The 22126-nt window shown below is 29.0% G+C and carries 23 protein-coding genes and 1 other annotated feature; of the genes, 21 read left to right on the top strand and 2 right to left on the bottom strand.

The window, feature by feature from the left end:
• Positions 1–70 precede the first annotated feature (70 nt).
• From rpmH to BN854_RS07305, 9 genes are all read left to right on the top strand, one after another.
• Positions 71–205, top strand: a complete 135-nt coding sequence (rpmH, locus tag BN854_RS07345; RefSeq protein ID WP_030003901.1) for a 50S ribosomal protein L34 — start codon at positions 71–73, stop codon at positions 203–205.
• A 61-nt stretch (positions 206–266) separates the two neighbouring features.
• On the top strand, positions 267–617 hold the full coding sequence (rnpA, locus tag BN854_RS07340) for a ribonuclease P protein component (RefSeq protein ID WP_030003900.1): 351 nt from the start codon (positions 267–269) through the stop codon (positions 615–617).
• Positions 618–619: 2 nt separating this feature from the next.
• On the top strand, positions 620–2092 hold the full coding sequence (locus BN854_RS07520; RefSeq protein WP_030003899.1) for a YidC/Oxa1 family membrane protein insertase: 1473 nt from the start codon (positions 620–622) through the stop codon (positions 2090–2092).
• Between the two features lie 16 nt (positions 2093–2108).
• Positions 2109–2726, top strand: a complete 618-nt coding sequence (gene jag, locus BN854_RS07330; protein WP_030003898.1) for an RNA-binding cell elongation regulator Jag/EloR — start codon at positions 2109–2111, stop codon at positions 2724–2726.
• A gap of 101 nt (positions 2727–2827) precedes the next feature.
• Positions 2828–3667 (top strand): hypothetical protein, encoded by an 840-nt coding sequence (locus tag BN854_RS07325; RefSeq protein WP_030003897.1) that lies wholly within the window; start codon positions 2828–2830, stop codon positions 3665–3667.
• Positions 3668–3685: 18 nt separating this feature from the next.
• On the top strand, positions 3686–4834 hold the full coding sequence (locus tag BN854_RS07320) for a DNA recombination protein RmuC (RefSeq protein WP_030003896.1): 1149 nt from the start codon (positions 3686–3688) through the stop codon (positions 4832–4834).
• Positions 4824–5483, top strand: coding sequence for a TIGR00266 family protein (locus BN854_RS07315; protein WP_030003895.1), 660 nt, complete (start codon positions 4824–4826; stop codon positions 5481–5483). Before BN854_RS07320 ends, BN854_RS07315 begins: the two co-directional genes overlap by 11 nt.
• Before the next feature lie 39 nt (positions 5484–5522).
• Positions 5523–5738: a binding site (T-box leader), on the top strand.
• 47 nt (positions 5739–5785) lie between these two features.
• A complete protein-coding gene (gene asnS, locus BN854_RS07310; protein WP_030003894.1) occupies positions 5786–7177 on the top strand; it encodes an asparagine--tRNA ligase in 1392 nt (463 codons plus the stop codon).
• Between the two features lie 115 nt (positions 7178–7292).
• Entirely contained in the window at positions 7293–7724 is a 432-nt protein-coding gene (locus tag BN854_RS07305) for a hypothetical protein (protein ID WP_030003893.1), read from the top strand.
• A 266-nt stretch (positions 7725–7990) separates the two neighbouring features.
• Here the strand turns inward: BN854_RS07305 and BN854_RS07300 are convergent, their stop codons facing one another.
• Positions 7991–8629, bottom strand: a complete 639-nt coding sequence (locus BN854_RS07300; protein WP_045959874.1) for an IS3 family transposase — start codon at positions 8627–8629, stop codon at positions 7991–7993.
• Positions 8630–8960: 331 nt separating this feature from the next.
• On the opposite strand from BN854_RS07300, the gene BN854_RS08135 reads away from it, so the two are divergent.
• Positions 8961–9068, top strand: coding sequence for an IS3 family transposase (locus BN854_RS08135; RefSeq protein ID WP_157868359.1), 108 nt, complete (start codon positions 8961–8963; stop codon positions 9066–9068).
• Between the two features lie 82 nt (positions 9069–9150).
• Here BN854_RS08135 and BN854_RS07295 read toward each other — a convergent pair whose 3' ends face one another.
• On the bottom strand, positions 9151–10080 hold the full coding sequence (locus BN854_RS07295; protein ID WP_030003891.1) for a helix-turn-helix domain-containing protein: 930 nt from the start codon (positions 10078–10080) through the stop codon (positions 9151–9153).
• Positions 10081–10165: 85 nt separating this feature from the next.
• Between BN854_RS07295 and BN854_RS07290 the strand changes: the two genes are divergently transcribed.
• The 11 genes from BN854_RS07290 to BN854_RS07240 all read left to right on the top strand — a co-directional run bounded on the left by BN854_RS07290 (position 10166) and on the right by BN854_RS07240 (position 22113).
• Positions 10166–10393, top strand: coding sequence for a hypothetical protein (locus tag BN854_RS07290; RefSeq protein WP_030003890.1), 228 nt, complete (start codon positions 10166–10168; stop codon positions 10391–10393).
• 48 nt (positions 10394–10441) lie between these two features.
• Positions 10442–11329 carry a hypothetical protein gene (locus tag BN854_RS07285; protein WP_030003889.1) on the top strand — a complete coding sequence of 296 codons (888 nt, stop codon included), beginning with the start codon at positions 10442–10444 and terminating at the stop codon, positions 11327–11329.
• Positions 11313–12764, top strand: a complete 1452-nt coding sequence (locus BN854_RS07280) for a Gfo/Idh/MocA family oxidoreductase (protein ID WP_045959872.1) — start codon at positions 11313–11315, stop codon at positions 12762–12764. Before BN854_RS07285 ends, BN854_RS07280 begins: the two co-directional genes overlap by 17 nt.
• Positions 12765–12783: 19 nt before the next feature.
• Positions 12784–13557: a nucleotidyl transferase AbiEii/AbiGii toxin family protein gene (locus tag BN854_RS07275; RefSeq protein ID WP_045959871.1), complete on the top strand. Its 774-nt coding sequence runs from the start codon at positions 12784–12786 to the stop codon at positions 13555–13557.
• Between the two features lie 40 nt (positions 13558–13597).
• Positions 13598–14329 (top strand): dTMP kinase, encoded by a 732-nt coding sequence (locus BN854_RS07270; protein WP_030003886.1) that lies wholly within the window; start codon positions 13598–13600, stop codon positions 14327–14329.
• Positions 14330–14375: 46 nt separating this feature from the next.
• Entirely contained in the window at positions 14376–16103 is a 1728-nt protein-coding gene (locus tag BN854_RS07265; RefSeq protein WP_162184456.1) for an ABC transporter ATP-binding protein, read from the top strand.
• 414 nt (positions 16104–16517) lie between these two features.
• Positions 16518–17024: an NUDIX hydrolase gene (locus BN854_RS07260; protein ID WP_030003884.1), complete on the top strand. Its 507-nt coding sequence runs from the start codon at positions 16518–16520 to the stop codon at positions 17022–17024.
• Positions 17025–17827: 803 nt separating this feature from the next.
• The gene (locus BN854_RS07255; RefSeq protein ID WP_030003883.1) at positions 17828–18901 is read left to right on the top strand and encodes an ABC transporter ATP-binding protein; all 1074 of its coding nucleotides are present in this window, start codon (positions 17828–17830) and stop codon (positions 18899–18901) included.
• A complete protein-coding gene (locus BN854_RS07250; RefSeq protein WP_030003882.1) occupies positions 18901–19851 on the top strand; it encodes a carbohydrate ABC transporter permease in 951 nt (316 codons plus the stop codon). The genes BN854_RS07255 and BN854_RS07250 overlap by 1 nt, the downstream gene beginning before the upstream one ends.
• A gap of 17 nt (positions 19852–19868) precedes the next feature.
• Positions 19869–20762: a carbohydrate ABC transporter permease gene (locus tag BN854_RS07245; RefSeq protein WP_030003881.1), complete on the top strand. Its 894-nt coding sequence runs from the start codon at positions 19869–19871 to the stop codon at positions 20760–20762.
• 16 nt (positions 20763–20778) lie between these two features.
• The gene (locus BN854_RS07240) at positions 20779–22113 is read left to right on the top strand and encodes an extracellular solute-binding protein (RefSeq protein ID WP_030003880.1); all 1335 of its coding nucleotides are present in this window, start codon (positions 20779–20781) and stop codon (positions 22111–22113) included.
• Positions 22114–22126: the final 13 nt, after the last annotated feature.

Genomic DNA, 22126 nt, shown 5'->3' with positions numbered 1-22126 from the left:
TGTAATTGACAAATGAATAATAAACCGATATAATTAAAAAGCATAGTTTCGCAAGAAAGGCGGTTTTATTGTGAAAAGAACATACCAACCAAATAAGCGTAAGCGTCAAAAGACTCATGGCTTCAGAGCACGTATGGCAACTGCTAGTGGACGTAAAGTAATAGCACGTCGCAGAGCAAAAGGTCGCGCTCAATTAACTGTATAAATATAACCAGGACTACCAGTAAAAATAAATCTTTTTTTGGTAGTCCTTTATTTTTAGGCAAATGAAAAGAAAACATAGTATTAAAAAAACAAGCGAAATAGATGCGGTTTTCAAAATTAAAAAATCAGTAGGCAATCCTTACTTTGTCATATATAAAAAAAAAGACAACGGATATGACTATTTCAGATATGCGCTTTCTATAGGAAAAAAATATGGTAAAGCACATGAAAGAAACTTAATAAAAAGAAGAATTAGGATGATCGTAAGCGAAACTGCTTCTACTATTGACCTAAAGACCGATTTTATTATTGTCATTAAGCCTAAAGCAAGCGAACTCGAATATAATCAAATTAAAGTTAATATTCTAGCTTTAATGTCAAAGGCTCAAATTACTAGCCAAGAAAGGAATTAAGCATGCGTCATATAAAAAAAGTTTTTGCTTTATTTATAGTAACAACGTTAGTGTTTATTCTTGCGGCATGTGGATCTAAAGAAGAAGTTGTTTCTGTAGTTGTTCAAGGAGAAACAGTATTATACGATCAAACACCAGAAAAGAGTAATATTACTAGCAACGATTACAAAATATTTGTTTTATACCATAGAGGTAAAGATGAATATTATGTTAGACAAGAAAAAAATTTAACAGCATCATTTGATTTAGAAGCTCAAGCATCTGATGTCACAAAAGTAACCGTTACAATTTCTTTAGGTAGTGGTAAAAATGCGAAAGATTATAAATCAAGCTACTTTGTTGCTAAAAAGAATGATGATACAAATATCAGAGCAATCAATCTTAACTATTATCAAACAAAAGATTTAGAATCAGGAACTGATGAAGAAAAGAATGCAGTATTAGTTAAACAACAAAATGAAGTAAGAGATAGTCTTCTTAATTTGGTTGCTAATGATTACTCATTAAAAAACTTATCATTAAATACAATTTTAGGTAATACATCAGAAGTTGTTTCTGCAGAAGATGAAAAAGTAACTGTTGATGCTACAAATTTTCAAAGTAAAAAACAAGAGTTTTCTTCAATCAAACTTACAATAGATGGAAAAACAATTGAACATAATGTATATACATATAGACCAAGTAATAATAAAACACCTATTCAAATGCCATCAAAAATTGAATATGGATTCTTTACATATATCTGGAATTTCTTATTAATTATTCCAATTGGATTCTTAATGAGTACGTTATCATTTGGAGGAAGCTTCGGATGGGGAATTATTTTTGCTACTATTATAGTAAGAACACTTGCATGGCCAATCTATTCTAAAACAAATGACTTATCAATTAATATGTCACTTGCTCAACCAGAATTAGATAGAGTAAAAGCTAAATATGCATTGAAAAAAGATCCAGCATCTCAACAAAAGATGCAAATGGAAACAATGAAAATCATGAAGAAATACAAGGTAAATATGTTAGGCTGTTTCATGCCTTTATTACAAATGCCTTTATTTATCGCAATGTACCAAGTAGTTAACCGTGTTGTTGTTTCTGGAGGAATGTTCTCAGATAACATTACTAAATTTAAGTTTATGGGAATTATTGACTTAACAGTTGGTGGAGATATTGCATCATATATCTTAGCAGCAATCGTTGGGGTTTCAATGTTCTTCTTAAATAGACTTTCAACTAAAAAACCAAGTTATGCTAAAAAGAGCCCTCAAGCACAAACAGCTCAAGCAAAACAAACTGAACAAACAATGAAAATGGTTAATATCATTATGATTGTATTCATGGTATTTGCATCAACTACAAATAATGGATTAGCATTATACTGGATTATTGGTAATATGTACGCAATTGGTCAAACAATGCTTAACAGAAAAAGATCTGAAAAGAAGTATTCAAAACGTAAACAAGAAATAATCTAAAAGGGAGATAAAGTCCATGTTTAAAAAAATAGAATTTGAGGCTAAAACTTTATCAGATGCTCATAAAAAAGCTACTGAAGCTCTAAGAGTTTCTGTAGATAAAATCAAACTAACTGTCTTAAAAGAAAAAAAAGGCATCTTAGGTATAGGAGCAAGCACCTTATATTTAGCAGAAGTTGATATTGATTTAGCTACTGAAGGAAAAAAATATCTAGATGATATTTTAAGTGCATTAGAAATAGAAACTAAAATGGAAATGAGATCTTTAAATGGCAATGAATTCTATTACCGTATTGAAAGTGAACATAACGCACTTTTAATTGGTAAAGAAGGGAAAACCTTACTTTCATTACAAACTATTCTAAGATCATATTTAAGTACATACACAGAAAGTCCTATTAGAGTTACTTTAGATATTGGTAATTATAATGAAAACAGAAAAAAACAACTAGAAATTTTAGCTACTAAAACAGCTAAAAGAGTTATTCAAACTAAAAAAGAAGTTGTTCTAGAACCAATGAGTTCATTTGACAGAAGAGTCGTTCATTCAAAATTAAGTGATTGGCGAGATGTTGAAACTGAATCTAGAGGCGAAGGCGAAAACCGACGCTTAGTTATTAAATTAAAAAAATAAATGAAGATGATCCTTTTTAAGGGTCATTTTTTTTAATAAAATTAAAAGTATAAAGGTAACTATAGAAACAATAACTATTTAAATTTTGGTATAATATAAATATGAAAATAAAAAAAATATTAAAGTTCTTAATATATATAGCCCTTGGCGGATTATCTTATAGTTTTGGTATCGCAACATATGAGAATATGAAAGTAAATCAAATTATAAAAGAGTTTAAAAGCCAAATGGTTGAAAAGACAAGAACAGAAGAAAATGGTCAGACAATCATATACTATGTTCCACGTGAAACACCAGAAGGAGAAAAGCCTTCTTTTTCTGATTCAACTAAGAAAAAAGTGGGTCAAAAAGGAGATATTTTAGTAACACAAGAATCTCCATTTCCAGAAAAAGGATTGATCCATAGCTTTGTTTCATATTATTTTGGTGGGCATGCTGCACTAGTAACTGATTCTAACCAATTATTAGAAGTCGCTGGTTTTGGTAATGCATCTTTATTAGAACTGATTACCCATGACGGTAATAACCCAGAACATGATTATACTCAAACTGTAGATTATTCAAGTAATTACTTTTTTGATTCTAATTATAGATCAACATATGACCCTTCATATCCGTATTACGGGGCAAGCTATAGAAAAAAATTTATTGGTTTAAGAGTAAACAATATTACAGATAAACAAATTGATGAAGTCATAGAAGAAGGACAAAAATTAGTAGATAAAAAAGCAGTATATAATTATTTATTTTTCTTAGATACTAAGTTTAAATATTATTGTTCTGATTTAGTTAGTCGTCTTTTTCAAACTCAAAACCATCTGACTTTAAATGATGATGGCTTTATTACATCGATTAACGATTTGATCTTATCTAAAGATACCCGCATGTTTTTCTATACCGAAACGATTGACAATGTTCAACATATATATTATTTTGAATAATTTAGAGGAGACAAAAAAATGGAATATATCATTATAGCATTATTAGGTATTTTAATTGTTCTTGTGATAGTAAGTCTTTTTAAAATAAGTAAGAACAAAAATACGAATGGAAATGATCAAATCTATGACTTTAAGCAGGAACAACAAGCAACTTTATATAAGACAACAAGTGAAATTCAAACGCAAAGTTTTAAATTAAAAGAAGAACTCAATAAACTATTTTCTGATTCTACACTTAAAAACACTAAAGAATTAGTAGATTTTAAAGATAAACTATTTACCTCAATTGATAAAAACATTGATTCGATTAATACTAAAGTAGAACAAAGATTAACCAAAGGATTTGAAAGTACTCAAGATATCTTTACTAAAGTGATTGAACAATTAACAGTTATTAATACAACACAAAAGAAGATTGAAGCTTTATCAAATGATGTTATCTCATTAAATGATTTATTATCAGATAAAAAAATAAGAGGGATATTTGGAGAAACCCAACTTTATCATTTACTAGAAAATGTTTTTGGTAATAATGAAGAGTTGTTTATTAAACAAAAGAAACTGTCTAATAAACTTATTGTAGATGCTGTATTAGTGATGCCAGAAGACCAAGGAGATATTCCAATAGACTCTAAGTTTCCTCTTGAAAACTATAAGAGAATGATGGATAAGAGCCTTTTAGAAACAGATAGAGCACAAGCTAACAGACAGTTTAAAATAGATGTTAAAAAACATATAGATGATATTTCAAAAAAGTATATTATTGTTGGAGAAACAAGTAAATATGCACTCATGTTTATTCCTTCAGAAGCAATATTCTTGGAAATAAACGCTAACTTTGAAGAACTAATCTTATATGCTCAAAAACAAAATGTATGGTTGACATCACCGTCTACCTTAATCTATATGTTAACAACCCTACAAATAGCAACCAAAGACTTAAAAAGAAGTAAGCATATTGAAAAAGTCATTAAAGAAATCGAAAAATTAGGAGAAGAATTTAAACGACTAGATACTAGATGGAATGATGTTAAAAGAGTAAATGAAACTTTAAATAATAAAGTAAAAGATATGGATATAACAACAAATAAAATTATTGATAAATTTGAAAAGACATATGGTGTGTCTTTTGATGAAGAAAAAGAGGAAGAAAAAAATGAAATATAAAATAGAAGGCGGCCAACTACCAGTTGTCACTATAGAGTTAGAACCAGGCGAAACAATTATCACAGAAGCTGGTGGTATGTCATGGATGACAAGTAATATCGAACTTGAAACTAAAGGTGGCGGAGTTTCAAAAGTTTTAGGTAGAATGTTTAGTGGAGAAAGTTTATTTTTAAATTATTATACAGCTAAAAAACAAGATGGAAGTATCTCTCTTTCAAGTAGTTTACCAGGCTCAATTATTCCAATCCAGATAACAAAAGAAAAACCATTTATTATGCAAAAAGGAGCCTTTTTAGGGGCTGAATCAAGTGTAGAATTATCTATTCATTTTAGAAAAAAATTTGGAACAGGATTTTTTGGCGGTGAAGGATTTATTATGCAAAAGCTTACTGGAGAGGGAACTGCCTTTTTAGAAATAGATGGTTCATGTATAGAAAAAGAACTAGAACCAGGAGAAAAACTAGTAGTAAGCACTGGTTATGTAGCAGCAATGGACTCAACTGTTTCTATGGAGTTAGTATCTGTTGGGGGTATTAAAAACAGTTTATTAGGTGGTGAAGGGTTCTTTAATACAGTATTAACAGGACCTGGAAAAGTATATCTTCAAACAATGCCAGCATTTAGATTGACTAATTTATTTGTAAAATAAAGGATATATTGACAATTTGTCATAACTTTCATATAATAGAGTAAATCAATGATTAAGAGAAGTAATTTATTTTATGTTTTAAAAAGAGATCTAGCAGAGGGTGAAAAGTTAGAAAACAGGATAAATGAAAAACACTTATGAGAGATAGAAGAAAGCACTAGCGAGTAGAACTATCCGTATCTTCTGCGTTAAAGAATTTAAAGCTAGTTTTAAACTAGAAAATAAGGTGGTACCGCGTCATTTAACGCCCTTAGGATTTTATATCTTAAGGGCTTTTATTTTTATTATAAAAGGAGAAAAAAATGGAAACAACAGTTAGAAAAATTTATAAAGAAACCAATACTTTTGAAAATAAAGAAATTGTTTTACATGGATGGGTAAGAAATCATCGTGCTCAAAAAGAATTCGGATTTATCAACTTAAATGATGGAACATTTTTTGAAAATATTCAAGTTGTTTATGAAGAACAAACAACAGAAAACTATAAAAACATTCAAAAAATAAGAATAGGATCATCAGTAGAAGTTGTAGGAACACTACTTTTAACGCCTAATGCTAAACAACCATTTGAAGTGAAAGCAACTAAAGTTATTTTATTAGGAGATTCAGAAGAAGATTATCCAATTCAACCTAAAAGACACACAAGAGAATTTTTAAGAGAAGTAGCACACTTAAGATTTAGAACTAATCTATTTAGTGCAGTCTTTAGAGTAAGAAGTTTAGCAGCAGCAGCTATTCATGAATTCTTCCAAAATAAAGACTTCGTCTATGCTCATACACCTCTTTTAACAGCAAACGATGGTGAAGGAGCTGGACAAATGTTCCAAGTAACAACCTTAAACTTAGATAAATTACCAAAAGATGAAGATGGAAATATTGATTATAAAAAAGATTTCTTTGGAAAAAGAGCTAACTTAACTGTTACAGGACAATTAGAAGGTGAAGCTTTTGCGATGGCCTTTAGAAATATCTATACATTCGGACCAACTTTTAGAGCAGAAAATTCAAATACACAAAGACACGCATCAGAATTTTGGATGATAGAACCAGAAATGGCTTTTGCTAATCTAGAAGTTAATATGGACATAGCAGAAGAAATGGTTAAATTTATTATTAACTATGTAACAACAAAAGCAAAAGAAGAAATGGTATTCTTTGATAAATTTGTTGAACCAGGTTTATTAGAAAGACTTAACTTAGTTAAAGACGCATCCTTTGTACGTATCACTCATAAAGAAGCAATTGATATTTTAATTAACAGTAAAGTTAAATTTGAAAACATGCCAAAACATGGTGAAGATTTAGCAACTGAACATGAGAAGTTCTTAACAGAAAAACACTTTAATGGACCAGTTTTCGTAACTGATTGGCCAAAAGAAATCAAAGCCTTTTATATGAAATTAAATGAAGATAATAAGACGGTTGCTGCTATGGATTTATTAGTTCCAGGAAGTGGTGAATTAATAGGTGGATCTCAAAGAGAAGAAAACCTAGAATTACTAGTTAAAAGAATGGAAGAATTACATGTCCCAACAAAAGATCTAGACTGGTATTTAGACTTAAGAAGATACGGTGGATGTGTTCATTCAGGATTTGGTTTAGGATTTGAAAGATTATTAATGTATTTAACAGGTGTTGAAAATATTAGAGATGTAATAGCATTCCCTAGAACGCCAAATAATTTAGAATTTTAATTAAGAGAAAATCATTTGATTTTCTTTTTTTTAATAAATTAGAAAGAGCATCTTTAATAGATATGTTTGAATTATATTAAAAAATAAGTATAATAAATATAAAAGGGGACATTTTATGAAAAAATTAAAAGTAACACATCAAGTTATGTTTATAGTATTTATGATTTACCTAGTGATATTATCTTTTCCATTTACACATTTTATTCATTCAATAGAAACTGGAATAAATGAAGAAACAATTAAACAATTTCTTTATTGGTTAATTCCAGGATTAATTTTATTTGGAAGCTATACTGCACTTATTGGACTAGAGTTTTGTATTGAAAAATTCAAAAATCCAAATAGAACGCTTAACATAGCTATGATCTTAACTGGTCTATTAGCAATAGGGTTATCAGTTCCTGTATTCTTCATATTATTACTAACTTTAAGCTTTCCACCGATAACAGTTAAGGGCTTATTATATACACTATATGCAGTACCAGCAGTAGCTATTTTTATAACAACGGTTGTTGTTAAATTTAAATTAAGTAAAATAATAGGATAAATTAAGATTCTTTGCACATAACATGAAAATGAGTTTAAATATAGACCATATATGGTCTATTTATTTTTATATACTATTAAAACGGACACTTTGAAAAAGAGGCTCTTAGAATTTCAACCATAAACAGGACATATAGTTAAGAGGATTCAACAATCAAATAATTTAAATTGTAAAGGCATCATGTATCCTAGCGACGAGTGATCCTATTTTTGTTTTAATGGGCTTCTAAGTAATTGAGTATTTCAAGCCTAGCTAAAGATTTAGTCTTAAACTTTTGGTAAAATTTCTCTTTTGAATGTTTTAAAAAATGACTCTATCAGTGAATTGAGATATGAGTTTCCTTTATTACTATGACTTGATATTAGGTTGTTGTCACGAATATCTTTTAAGAAATCATAAGATAAATATTGACTACCCTGATCTGAATGAACAATAAGTCCTGAATTAGGCTTTTCCTTGTCTGTTGCCGATATAAGACTATCTATGACCACGATTGCTTTCATGTTGTCACTTAGGCTGTAACCAACGATTTTTCTAGTATATAGATCAATAAATACTGACAGGTATATATTTCCTTCATTTGTAAGAATATAAGTTATATCTCCAAACCAAACCTGGTTTTTCTTATCAGTTTCAAAGACTTGGTTCACTAGATTTCTTGTTTTTACATCTGATATATGCTTTTTATATTTTAAGTTATAATTTGTTCCCTTTGCATAAAGTCCAGCTTTTCTCATTAATCTAGTTATTCTTTTTACACTAATTGTAAGTCCATGATCATTTAATAGAACTACTTTAAGTCTTTTTGCACCATATCTAGATTTATGGCTAGTGAATATTTTCTTGATATATTCAGTAAGTATCTTATTTTCAATTTTTAACTGTCTTGCTTGATTTTGATATATAAAATCATTACTCCAACTGTCTGGAAATGAACGCTCACCATATCCTTATATTCACCAATCAAACGATATAAAATATTGTAATGTATTTTCAGCTATTTTGAAACATCTTTTACAAATAAGACTTCCTCAATGACTAATTTAACTGATTGTAATTAAAATTCTCTTGAATATTTTTTACTCATAAATAAATACCTCTTTATGGAAATTTTATCAGTATCCTCTTATTTGTGTTCCTACTTAATTGTATACCAACCAGGTTTGTCCGCTGTATAGATAATGGGCCGGCGGGGGAGAACACTAAAATCTGAAATGTATTATATAAATAAGTTTGATGATAATCAAAGTGTTAGAAAATGAAATTAATAAGTATATAGATTTTTATAACAACAAATTAAAAGACCTGACTCCGATTGAATATTGGAGTCAAGCCTTAAATTAGTGCTATTTAATTAATTATTTCCACTATCTATTTGACATAAACATTTTCAACTTCCTATTTTTGTTTCAGCGATTCAAGCACATTAACTATTATTAATGTAATAAGCCTTGATGAATTTGTCTAAATCAATTTTAATGTAATCTTTGATTAGGTTTGCTATTTTCCTTTTTTTTTGATTATTATTTGATATTTCAAGGGCAACGTAACAATGATATAAAGAGTCTTCCAAATTGCTTTGATTTTGTAACTCATAATATGCAAGTGCTTTATAAAAATATAAGTATTCTAATAGATAAAAAGAAAACATTTTGTTTGAGTATTTAATTGCAGTATCGCAACATGCTATAACTTCACTAAAATGACTGTTAGAACCGTAGTATTTAGACAGTTGTTGTAAAACTAAAACAACTGTTTTAATATTATGACCGGAAATGATTTTGATTTCATTGTTTATGTAACCTTTTAATTTAATAGCGATTAAATCTAAATTTTTACAGTTATCAAACTGAAAAAGAGAAATTAGAATGAGTAATTCTGTATTAGTAAAAGTAGTATTTTCAATCGTCGTTTCTAGATTAATAAGTTTTTTGGTCTTTTCAAATGTTTGTTCTATAGTATTCTTTTTGTTAAAAAGTAAAATAAGATTTGAAATATGATCAAACAATAAGCGATTGCTATTATCTATTAAAGAATTCCTATTTATTTTCTTTAATTGCTCTTTTGCATCTGAAAAATCATAATTAACGACACTATTATATAAATGATTAATTTCTTGAGTTTCTTTAAGTTTATCGGATTCAAAATCAAGTAACGCATATTCTAATTTTAAACCGATTCTATTACACAGACTAATTAAAGCATCATGTGAGACCGTGGATTCACCATTTAAATATCTTCGATATTGTCGCATAGAAACAATATCATCAGTAAAAATTTCTTGACTTATATTACGCGAAGCTCTTATTTTTTCTAAATATCGAAAAAACTCTATTGATTTTTTCTCATTTTCCACCTAAATACCCCCAAAATTGACAAATCCGCCCTGTTCATAATCTTATTTTAGCATAATAATAGAGCTATAACAAGGAGGGGTTATCATGAAAAAAATATTAGTGGCAGTATTAATTATTTCTGGAGTAATGCTGTTTTTGAGTTTAAACCAAATAAATACAATTAACGGCTCTTTAGATAATAATGCTATATCTAGCTGTGTAAATCGAGAAGAACACGCGTTTAAGGAAAAAGAGGAGTACATGAAAGTATTATCAACTTCTGAGGCATTTAAAAAATCAGGATTACCAGAATGGGTTGAAACTTTTGCTTGATTGTAAAAATTGTATATTATACTAGTAACAGTTAAATTCGGTGAGAAAATGAAAAAAAAAATATGGAAAGAAATTAAACTTGCAAGTGAGTTTCTCAATATTCCAATAGATAAAGTCATTGATGATTTTTGTTTGTATTATATAATTCGTGAAATAATTTCTAAAAATCAGAAAATTTCGTTAAAAGGAAGTAGTATATTCTATTATGCGCTTGAAAATTTCTGGCGCTTGCCAAGTGATATTGATATTGACTATAATTCTGACAATGAAGATTTAGGCGAAAAAAGAAAAAAAATTCGAAAAATACTTGCATTTAACTCTAAGGTAAAGCTAAAGAAAAATAAGAATTCTAACTTTCAATATTTATGGGAATCACAAATTTTTGAAAAAAAATGCAATATTAAAGTGGAATGTTTAGTATGCTCTCAAGTTATAGGTAGTACTATGGAAATATGCGTAACATCATTACTGTTTAAATATGCAGAACTGACTAAAAATATAACTATTATGGAAAATTTTCCGGTGTTAAAAGTGACTTCTAATAATATTGAACAAGCAGTTATTGACAAGTATCTATCAATAGCCTATCTTGAACAATTAAATGCAGATGATAAGATTGAATTATTGTTTAAAGATTTTTTTGAATTATCCAAGTACGATATTACTCAAGGTATTTTTGATGATCTAGTACAGTTGAAGTTCAGAATCGTCACAAAAATTCAAGCAGATAGGCAAATGAAAGAAAAATTTTTTGGTGGATATAAAGAGAATAAGTTTTGGCTTAATGATAATATTTCTAGTATTCTGGTTAAAATGGAAAAGTATTTTAGTGAGAAAAATGTTTATGCTAAAGAAGATTTTTTAATTGTTAAAAAGAATATAAAAAAGTGTGAAAAAATAGTTAAAGAGCACTTTGAAAATGAAAGGTATGTTTAAATTGGAAAAAAAATATAATGTAGCACTTGTTGGTCTTGGGCCACACGCTAAGAGAGTTTATATGCACTTTCTTAAAAATTTGGGGGTTAAGCCTAAGTTGATTTTTGACCTTGAATCTCAGAGAATAGAGATCGAAAAGTATCTAGAAAAAGAAAAAATAGAATCAAAAATAGTAATTATTCCTGATAGTGAAAGAGATTTATCACAATTTTCTGAGGCAACTGAAAACAAAATTAAAAGTGAGTTAACTGATAAAAAAATTACTCATGTAATTATTTCTACAGAGCCACTGTCTCATCTAGTATACTGTAATATATGCCTTGACTTGCAATTAAATATATTGTTGGATAAACCAATTGCTGCTATAGCAGATGTGTCAACGTCTATAGAAAATGCTGAAAAACTCTTACACATTCAAAAAAAACTTGTTGAAAGATACGAAAAAATAAAGATGAATACAAAGTTTATTATACAGGTTCAAAGAAGGTGGCACCCAGGGTATAAATATATTTTTGAAAAATTAAAAATTGAAATGGCAAAATATAGTATTCCTATTACAAATATTGAAGTTTATCATTGTGATGGGAAGTGGCATATGCCTTCTGAGTATCCCAAATTAGTTAATCACCCGTATAAACATGGCTATGGTAAATTAATGCATAGTGGGTATCATTTTGTTGATTTGTTGACACAACTAGTGAGTTTAAACAACAAATATACTCATCATGGTCATGATAAAGTTACTGTATATTCTAATTTTACTAGGCCTTCTGATGTGATTTTTCAAATAAATGATGAATCTAGAAACAAACTATTCAAAAGTACTTTGTTTGAAAAAAAAGCAAGCGATATTGATTTAAGTAAATACGGTGAGGTTGATGTTAGTTCATCTATCAAGTTTACAAAAGGAGCAAATATTGTAACTATTGCACAATTAAATCTTTTACAAACTGGATTTAGTAGAAGAGGGTGGATGTGCTTGCCAAAGGATGCGTATAAGGGGAACGGTCGTGTTAGACATGAAAGAATAAATATTCAAATTGGACCAATAATGAATATCCAAGTACATAGTTATCAGGCATATGAGATTAAAGATAGGGATATTTATGGTAAGAACGATGTGGGATCAGTGGAGCATTTTGAAATACATATTTTCAGAAATACTGATCTTATTGGCGGCGTTCCACACGAAAAAATAAATATTTCTGACTTATATGATAAAAAGCATATAAGTGACTTTATTGGATACAATGAACAAGCAAGAAAAAAAGCAGTTGAAGAATTTTTATTTGATAATGATAAAAAAACTTCTAGTATTGAGGATCATAACGATAGTGTTCAACTTTTAAGCGCAATATATAAAACATTGAGTAGAGATTATTTGGGAGAAGATCCAATCTGGGAATATAATAAAAAAAATTCAAACATTTTTTAAAATCTTGGGACAGACAATGATGAAAAAAAAAATTATAAAAGAAGTAGATTCTCAAATATTTAATTTCTTAAAATTTATGACAGAAAGTTTTAATGAGATTTGGTTTAAAGGAAGTTATTTCTTACATATTAGTCAAGAATTATTTAAAAGGCAACCCAATGACATAGATATTGTTATCATGGATAAGCGGTTTTCATTAGAAAAAATTAGAAAAAAGATTGTTAAACAATATACGAATGCAGTATTTAAGTCGCGTGAAACCAATCCTTATATTATGTATTTGAACCTTAATTTAGAAGGCTTTACTTATTCAATTGATATCTCTGTTGTAGATTATAGTGAAAGAAAATATGATGTTTTGAAGTTAAAAAAATCTTTATCAGAAAAATTAGAGATTAAGATATTGACTATTAGTAAGCAATTAATTACTAAATTTTTATCAATTCATGCATCATTTAGACATAAAAAAATTGAATCCTTTATTAAAGACTTCTATGATCTGAAAATTCTTTTTTGTTTAAATATGCCACTGATTGAAAAAGTATTAGATCAAAACTTAAAGGATGCAATAAATGAGACTAGGAAGGTTGGTATTTTAATGAAGAAAAATCCAACACACACAGATATTTATTATAATGGTTTTTTAGATGATACTTATTGGAAGAAAATTGAAGTAGAGTACGCTAAATACATTAGTAGTTTTAATTTAGATGATATTACTATTGACTTTTTAGTGATAAGAACTAAATTTCTTGAACTCTTAAATAAGGTAGATTTGTCTAAAGAGATTTAATATAAGAACTGACTAGAGAAATTATTAATAAGGTAAACATATGAAAAAAAACGAAGAAAAATTAAGAGTAACTTATCCATCACGAAGTCCTCAAATGCTTTCTCTGAATAATTTTAAAGGTACTTTGATAGTCTTTGAGGGCATGGATGGTGCTGGAAAATCTACTCAAATTAATAAGTTAATAAATTATCTGTCAAGTAAGAGTTTTGAAAGTTATAGCGTTAATTTCTTACGATCAACATTTACAAAGGATATAACCTCTATGGCGAAATGGAAAAACAGTAATCCTATTACTCGTGTTTTAATAGACTCTTTAGGGCTTTATGAGGAAATAAATAATATTTTCCTTGAAAGTTTGAAAGAAAAAAGAGTAATTATACTTGACAGATATATATATACCATACTATCGAGATACTCAGTTAGAGGAATCGACAAAAATTGGTTAAAATCATTACTTTCTTTACTGCCTCAGCCAGATATTATATTTTACATTAAAACAAATATTGAGACATGCCTAGAAAGAAAAAAGGGAAGTATGTTGTCGTATTGGGAGTGTGGGTGTGATATTTATGGTAGTGACCCAAGTATCAGAGAAAGTTATTCTTTTGCAGATTATAGTAACGCGTTTATTAAATATCAGACATCATTAGATCGAGTGATGAAAAAAATTTTGCCTCATAATGTAACATATGTATTGAATGGTAATCTTAATGAAAATGATTTGCATAATGATATTACTAAACAACTTAGAGAAAGAGGGATATTGGAGTAACTATATTAAACTATACATGAATAGTAAATTAAGAGAGGAATTTAAAATGAAAAACTTAAAATATGTAAAAAAGCACATATGCTTTTTTATATTAATAATAATGCTAACAATAATATCATCTTTTCTTTTGACATATCCAATACAGGTTTTACGTGAACTAATTGATGGAGTTACTTCAACTGAAAATTTTGTATTAGAAAATTTTATATTATATGCATCTGTTTATGTTTTGTGTGTCTTATTCAGTGCAATTTCTAATTCTTTAAGAATCTATTTATCTTCAAAATTAAAATTTCGCATCGCATCAGACATTAGAGGAGAATACTATGATATAATGTTAAAATTGAAATTATCTTTTTATGATAATGCAGATAATGGAGAACTTTTAGGAATTGTTATGCAAGATAGTGAAATTATTGCACAAGGAATTGTTTCTCCTTTCTCAAACGTTAGTAAAGTTATATTTAGCTTAGGTTTTGGAATTTATTTTATGTCTCAAATAAATGTACTGCTAACATTAATATTGATGCCAATTGCTATATTGTTTTCGATAGTGACAAGTGTCAGCAGTTGGAAATTAAAGTTTTATGCTAAAGAAAACAGAAAAAGAAATCAGGTACTTTGGAATTTTCTATCAAGAACTTTGAAGGGTATTAGAGATATAAAGTCATTTAACAATGAAAAAAATTATCATTATTCATTTAACAATGAAAGCCAAAATATGAAAGATAATGACATTAAAACAGAAAGATATAAGTTCAGAGTGGAATTGATAAATGCAATTTTCGTATTTTTTCTTATTTGCGCATCCTTGATTATAGGCGGATACTTAGTTATAATTGGCAATATTTCACTTGGATCTATGGTAGCCTTTCTAACTCATAATTCAATGCTTGTTGCCCCGATGAGTGGAGTTGTGTTAGTATTTCAAGAGGTACTAAGATCGAAGGCTTCATTAGAGAGATCAAGAATAATTACTGAAGCAGATACTGATGAAGCATATTCTTTCAATTCTACTATTGATAAAGATTGTTCACATAAGATTTTACGTGTTGAGAATTTATCGTTTTCCTATGATTCTAGTAGAACAGTACTGAGTCAAATTTCTTTTGAAATAGAACAGGGAACAGTAACGGCATTTGTCGGAGCAAGCGGTAGTGGGAAATCTTCCATGATAAAGGCGTTAAGTACTTTATACTCAGATAAAATATATAATGGAACTATTACATTGTTTGACAATGTGATTGAAGAAAAAAATGCTCTTTTTGCTCGAACCATATTAAGTTTTGCCTTTCAAGATACGTTTCTATTCAATGGAACTATATTAGATAATATATTGTTTTCGAATCCTTTCGCTACAAAAGAAGAAATAAAAAAAGCACTAAATACAGCGTGCATATACGAAATGGTATCATTATTACCTGAAGGGTTAGAAACAATGATTGGTGAAAATGGGGCATTATTATCAGGCGGAGAACGTCAGAGAATAGGAATTGCCCGATCATTGCTAAAAGCTTCTGAAATTTTACTGTTTGATGAGGCGACTAGCTCATTGGATAATAAGACAGAAAAAAAAGTAATGCATAATTTACTTGAAAATTATAAAAATAAAACTATTATACTAATTGCACATAGATTATCAACAATAATAGAGTCGGATTGTATATATGTTTTTGAAAAAGGTCAAATTGTAGAAAAAGGTAATCACCAACAGTTGATGAGCGAAAAAGGTAAGTACTTTGGTCTTTATACTGCAAGCAATAAGAAAGCGTAAATACTAGAGAAATGTTGTGATTTTATAGAATAAACTTACATAATTTATAGTTTTGGCATTGAAAGAAACGTAAAGTAAGATTAACGAAGAAAGAAATCTCTGGACTCTATGAAGGGAAGAGTAATATTTGAAAAGCTATACTCTGTTAATATCAGCGTTTTTACTAGAATAAAATATAATAGTGTTATTCTACTTGAAGAACTTGTAGAGTATAAAAAAGGATTTAAGTCAGAATAAAGGATACTTTAAAATAAGATTGAATAGGAGAAACGCATGCTAAATCTCCTATGATAGCCTAACTATAAAAAAAGACCCAAATCTACAGCGTCTATTAATATTGTAGTAATAAAATTAAATGAAAGGAAAGTATATTCAAAGTTAATATGATTATACTATTGAGTATACAAACTAGAAATGTTTAACTATGATTTAAGTATTGGAACTAATTCCATAAAAAAGAAAATAGATAGAAGTGCAGTAAGAGCAGTTATTTTAAGAGGCACAAAGATTCTTGTATTGAAAAGTGACAATGAGGAAGTTAAACTGCCTGGGGGTGGTGTAGAGGTAAATGAAACTGCGTATGATGCGTTAAGAAGAGAGATAAAAGAGGAGACCGGATATAACATTTCCAAATACAAAGTATTCGGAGTTATTACAGTTACAGCTCCTAGTCAAGATAACAAATCTGTTTTATTTAGCATGAAATCGGATTATTTTTTGGTTGAAGTTGAAAACAAAAAGGGCCAAACATCATTGCAAGGATATGAAATTGATCTGAATTTCAAAGCTGAATTTATTGAAATTAATGATGCCATTAAGATAAATGAAAAGGCAATTAAAAACAACAATTTAAATGAAATTGCACATAGAGAACTTATTGCTTTATATGAGGTCAAAAAATTAGTTTTTGATGCTTCATAATTAGTGCATACGTTTATTGTGGGCTAAAAAGGTTAAAACATATCATTGAAATAGCTTTTCATGTCTGTTAAAGATAATAAAAACAAGAAGGAATATCTTTTTAACATTGTGTACAATAGAAAATTGAATACCTTAGAAATACTAGCGATGTTACGGATGTATAATTTTAAACTGGGGATTTAAAAGAATTAAAAATGGGACGCTTCCCTTTGCATAGAATTTCCGAATAAATAGTCTATGGAAGGGTTAATTTGTTGTTGACATTCCATTTTTACAATAGGTAATTGAAATGAGTATAGAAATAAATTGATACCAATTCATATATAACTTTTGTTCACAAAAAATATTAAAGGTTATGGTGTTAAGTTTTTTTATCAAAACTATAAACTTATTTAAAATTAATCTATTTAGGCATATAATCATTGAAATCAATATGGATACAAAATTGTATAAATTGGATATGTTTAAGTGACTTGACAAAACATAAATACTGCATTATAATTAAATCCCAGTTAAAAACGCTTACAATTATATAATATAAAAAATTTACCAAAATTTTACAATATTAGATAGTCATAATTAGCAATTTTCCTTGTAAATTTATATAAGATAACATATAATAAATAAGGAATAACTTGGAGGTTACTAAACATGTATTTTACATATGTAGAGCCAAATAATATAACCAACTCAATTCAAAACGAGGAGCTCGTTGATTTTTTGTACTTTCTAAATCGCATATAGTGGATGTGCGGTTTTTTTTGTACCATTAAGAGCAAAAAATAAAAAGGAGTTTTTGAACTATGGAAATTAGATTAGAGAATCTTACAAAAGTGTTTACAGATGCTAAATCTAAAAGTGAAACACGTGCAGTAGATGATATGACAATAACAATTCCTTCTGGAAAATTAGTAGGATTACTAGGACCATCAGGATGTGGAAAGTCAACCACTTTATATATGATTGCAGGATTATTAAATCCAACAGGAGGAAAAATTTTCTTTGGAGAAGATGATGTAACTGATCTTGCTCCTGAAAAAAGAGGAATTGGGTTAGTATTCCAAAACTACGCCTTATACCCACATATGACAATTCGTCAAAATATTATGTTCCCATTAGAAAATTTAAAAGTACCAAAAGAAGAAGCAAAAGCATTAACATTAGAAATGGCTAAACTTGTTGGTATTGAAGATCAATTAGATAAAAAACCAGGGCAATTATCAGGTGGACAACAACAACGTGTTGCTATCGCTCGTGCATTAGTAAAAAAACCAAAAGTTTTATTACTAGATGAACCACTATCAAACTTAGATGCGAGACTTCGTTTACAAACAAGAGAAGAAATCAAACGTATTCAAAGAGAAACAGGAATTACAACAATCTTCGTTACACACGACCAAGAAGAAGCTATGAGTATTAGTGATGAAATAGTTTTAATGGAAAAAGGTGTTGTTAAACAAATAGGCGGACCACAAGAAGTATATGAAAATCCAACTAACTTATTTGTAGCTAAATTCTTAGGAACTCCACCTATTGCAGTTTACAATGGTTCAGTTTCAAAAGGAAAAGTTAAAATTGGTAAAACAACTATATTCTCATCAAAAGAATTAGAAGAAACAGAAGTTGAAGCGTTTATAGCGATTAGACCTGAAGGTTATGAACCAGCAGAAAAGGGTAAACTAAAAGTATCTTATGATTTCATTGAAAATATTGGTAGAGACTTAGCGTTAATTGCGCATCAAGAAAATGCAATTAATCCAACATTTAGAATCATTTTACAAGATCAAAATGGAGTTACGCCATCAACTACAAAATTTAATATTAAAAAAGAAAAATGTTATGTATTTAACAAAGAAACCGGAGAGAGGGTGCTTTAATGTTAGAGCGTAAAAAAGACTATCATGCATGGCTCTATTTAGGAGTTCCTCTGCTTTTGATGGCAATATTTACTTTTTACCCTTTAATACGAACTATGCTTATTGCATTTGACCAAGGGTATGATGACAGTTTTCATCAGTTTAGTTTTAATTTTGGATTTTCACATTTTGGTTATTTATTATTTAGCGATTTTCCATGGTTTAAAACAACATTAGTGAATACTTTAATAGTGGTTTTTATATCAGTGCCAATTTCTACAATATTAGCATTATTAATAGCTGTAGCTTTAAACTCAATAAAACCATTACAAAAAATATTTCAAACTATATTTTTCTTACCATATGTAACAAATACTATAGCAATTGGTATGGTATTTGCAGTCCTATTTAATTTGGATTCAGGTCTAGTAAACTCATTTTTAGGAATGTTTGGGATAGATCCAGTAAACTGGATTAATTCTGGAGATGCAGTTAATGGTGTTGCAGCCTCAACAACGTTTAACAAAATGTTAGTATTACAAATTTATATTATATGGAATGCATTGCCATTTAAAATTTTATTGTTTATTGGAGGGCTTCAAAGTATTGGAAAACAATACTATGACGCAGCTAAAATTGATTCAACCCCTAAGAATAAAGTTTTTAGAAAAATAACAATTCCATTATTATCACCAATTATTTCATACGTTTTAATTACATCTTTTATTGGAGCATTTAAAACATATGATTCTGTAATTGGTATATTTGGTGGAGATTGGTCAAAAACTAAAGAAATACAGACTGTTGTTGGATTTGTTTATAATCAATTAAATCCACTAACTGCATATGGTGGACCTTCGGGAACTGATGCATATGCCTTAGGAGCAGCCGCTTCAGTAATATTATTTGCAATAATTATGACCTTTACAGCAATTAACTTATATGTAAGTAAAAAGAGAGTACACTACTAAAAGGAGGATATTATATAATGACAGAAAGTCAAAAACAATTAAAAAATCAAAGAACAGCTAATATCATCCAAAAAACACTTGTATATACTTTCTTAGGTATTATGGCGTTAATCATGATTATACCGTTTTATTGGATGGTTATAACTGCACTTAAATCTGCGACTGAAGTTGAATTATCACCACCAACTCTGTTTCCAAAGGAGCTAATATGGCAAAACTTTAGTGAAGCATTAGAAAAAGCAAATCTAATTAGATACTTTATCAATACAATTATAGTAGCTGCAGTTTCAACAGTGTTTGGAACATTCTTTGCGATATTAATGGCATTTGCTCTTTCAAGACTACAGTTTAAAGGAAGAGACCTTATATTTACCATTTTATTAGCAACGATGATGATACCAGGAGAAATGATGGTTCTAACAAACTATATTACAGTTTCTAAACTTGGTTGGGTAGATCCGGGTGGAGGCGCTAGAGTTTTAGGCGGACCTTATTATGCAATGATCATACCGTTTTTAGTATCAGTAGCGAATGTTTATTTGTTAAGAAATACATTTAGACAAGTGCCAAATGAATTATATTATGCAGCAAAAGTAGATGGTGTAGGAGACTGGAAGTATCTTTGGAAAGTTATGGTTCCAATGGCTAAGTCAAGCATCATTACAATCGTTATTTTGAAGATCATGGGTACATGGAACTCATACGCATGGCCGAATTTAGTAGCAAATGATAATTTCAGATTAATCACTAATGGATTAAGATCAGCATTTACAAATAGTGATACTGGAAATACGTCATTCCATCTTCAAATGGCAGCCACAATTATTGTAACCGTACCACTTTTAATTCTATTTATGGTATTTAGAAAATATATCATGACTGGTGTATCAAGAAGTGGAATAAAAGGTTAAAAAGGAGAAAGAATACATGAAAAAAATATTTTCACTAATAACTGTTATATTAGCAGCTTTAGTATTAGTAGCATGTGAATCCGATAATAGAACCAAAATCGTATTTTGGCATACAATGGGAAAAACTGCAAAACCTGAAGAAGGAGGACAAGCACTTCTAGAAGCCTTTATTAAAGAATGGGAAGCATTACCTGAAAATAAAGAATATAGAATTGTCCATGTTTCAAAAGGTGGTTATGGAGAATTAAATTCAGCAGTAGGTACTGCAATATCAGCAGGAAATGAACCACATTTAACATATAGTTATAATGATCACGTTGCTGGTTACCTAAGAAGAAATGTAGTTCAACCGTTAGATGAATTAATAAATGACCCACAATATGGGCTTAGTCCAGAAGAAATAGCAGACTTCGTTCCAGGATACTGGGCAGAAGGAAAAACTTATGATGCAAAAGGAACTTTATATAGTTTGCCATTTAGTAAATCTACAGAAGCGATGTTTTATAATAAAACATTCTTTACTGAAAATGGATTAGAAGTTCCAGTTACATGGGATGATGTTAGAGCAGTAGGTGAAGCAATTAAAGCTAAGTCAGAATATGCTGATAAGAAATATATTCCAGTAGGATATGACTCACCAGATAACCTATTTATCACGGCATCTGCACAGAGAAAAGCACCATATACTAACATTAATGCTAATGGACAAGGTGAAATTCTGTTTAATAATGAGCAGTCAAAAGCAATGGTTGAATATTTCAGAAACTTGTACTTTGATGGGTTATTTACAACTAAAGATCAATTGGGTGGATCAAATACATCAAATAAATTTGTTGCAGGAGAAATATTTATGTCAATCGGTTCAACTGGTGGAACAAAATATAATATTCCTGGAAATGAAAATCCTTTCGATGTTGGTGTTGCACCAATTCCTCAATTTGACGTAGATAATAGAAAAATGATCCAACAAGGACCAAATATTAACTTATTCAAAAATAGAGATCAAAACCAAGTTCTCGCAGCTTGGAGATTCTTAAAATATATTACAGATACAGATCAAACTGCTAGATGGTCAATGGCATCAGGTTATTCACCAGTTAGATTATCAGCATTTGAAAATGAGACATATAAAACATATTTATCCAATCCTAATAACGATAAGAAACAACAAGTATTTATAGATGTTCTGAAATTAGCTCAAAGCCAATCAAATTATTTCTTTACATCAGCAGCATTTGATAAATCAGCGAAAACTAGACAAGAAGTAGGAACTATTTTCTCAAAAGCATTTGAAAAAGATGCTAATCTAGATTCAATATTTGCTAAAGCATATCAAGAAGTTATTTCGTAATATAAAATAAAAG

Origin of the sequence: Alteracholeplasma palmae J233 (assembly GCF_000968055.1) — a bacterium.
GTDB classification, from domain to species: domain Bacteria; phylum Bacillota_I; class Bacilli_A; order Acholeplasmatales; family Acholeplasmataceae; genus Alteracholeplasma; species Alteracholeplasma palmae.
This window is presented reverse-complemented; position numbering and strand designations above follow the sequence as displayed.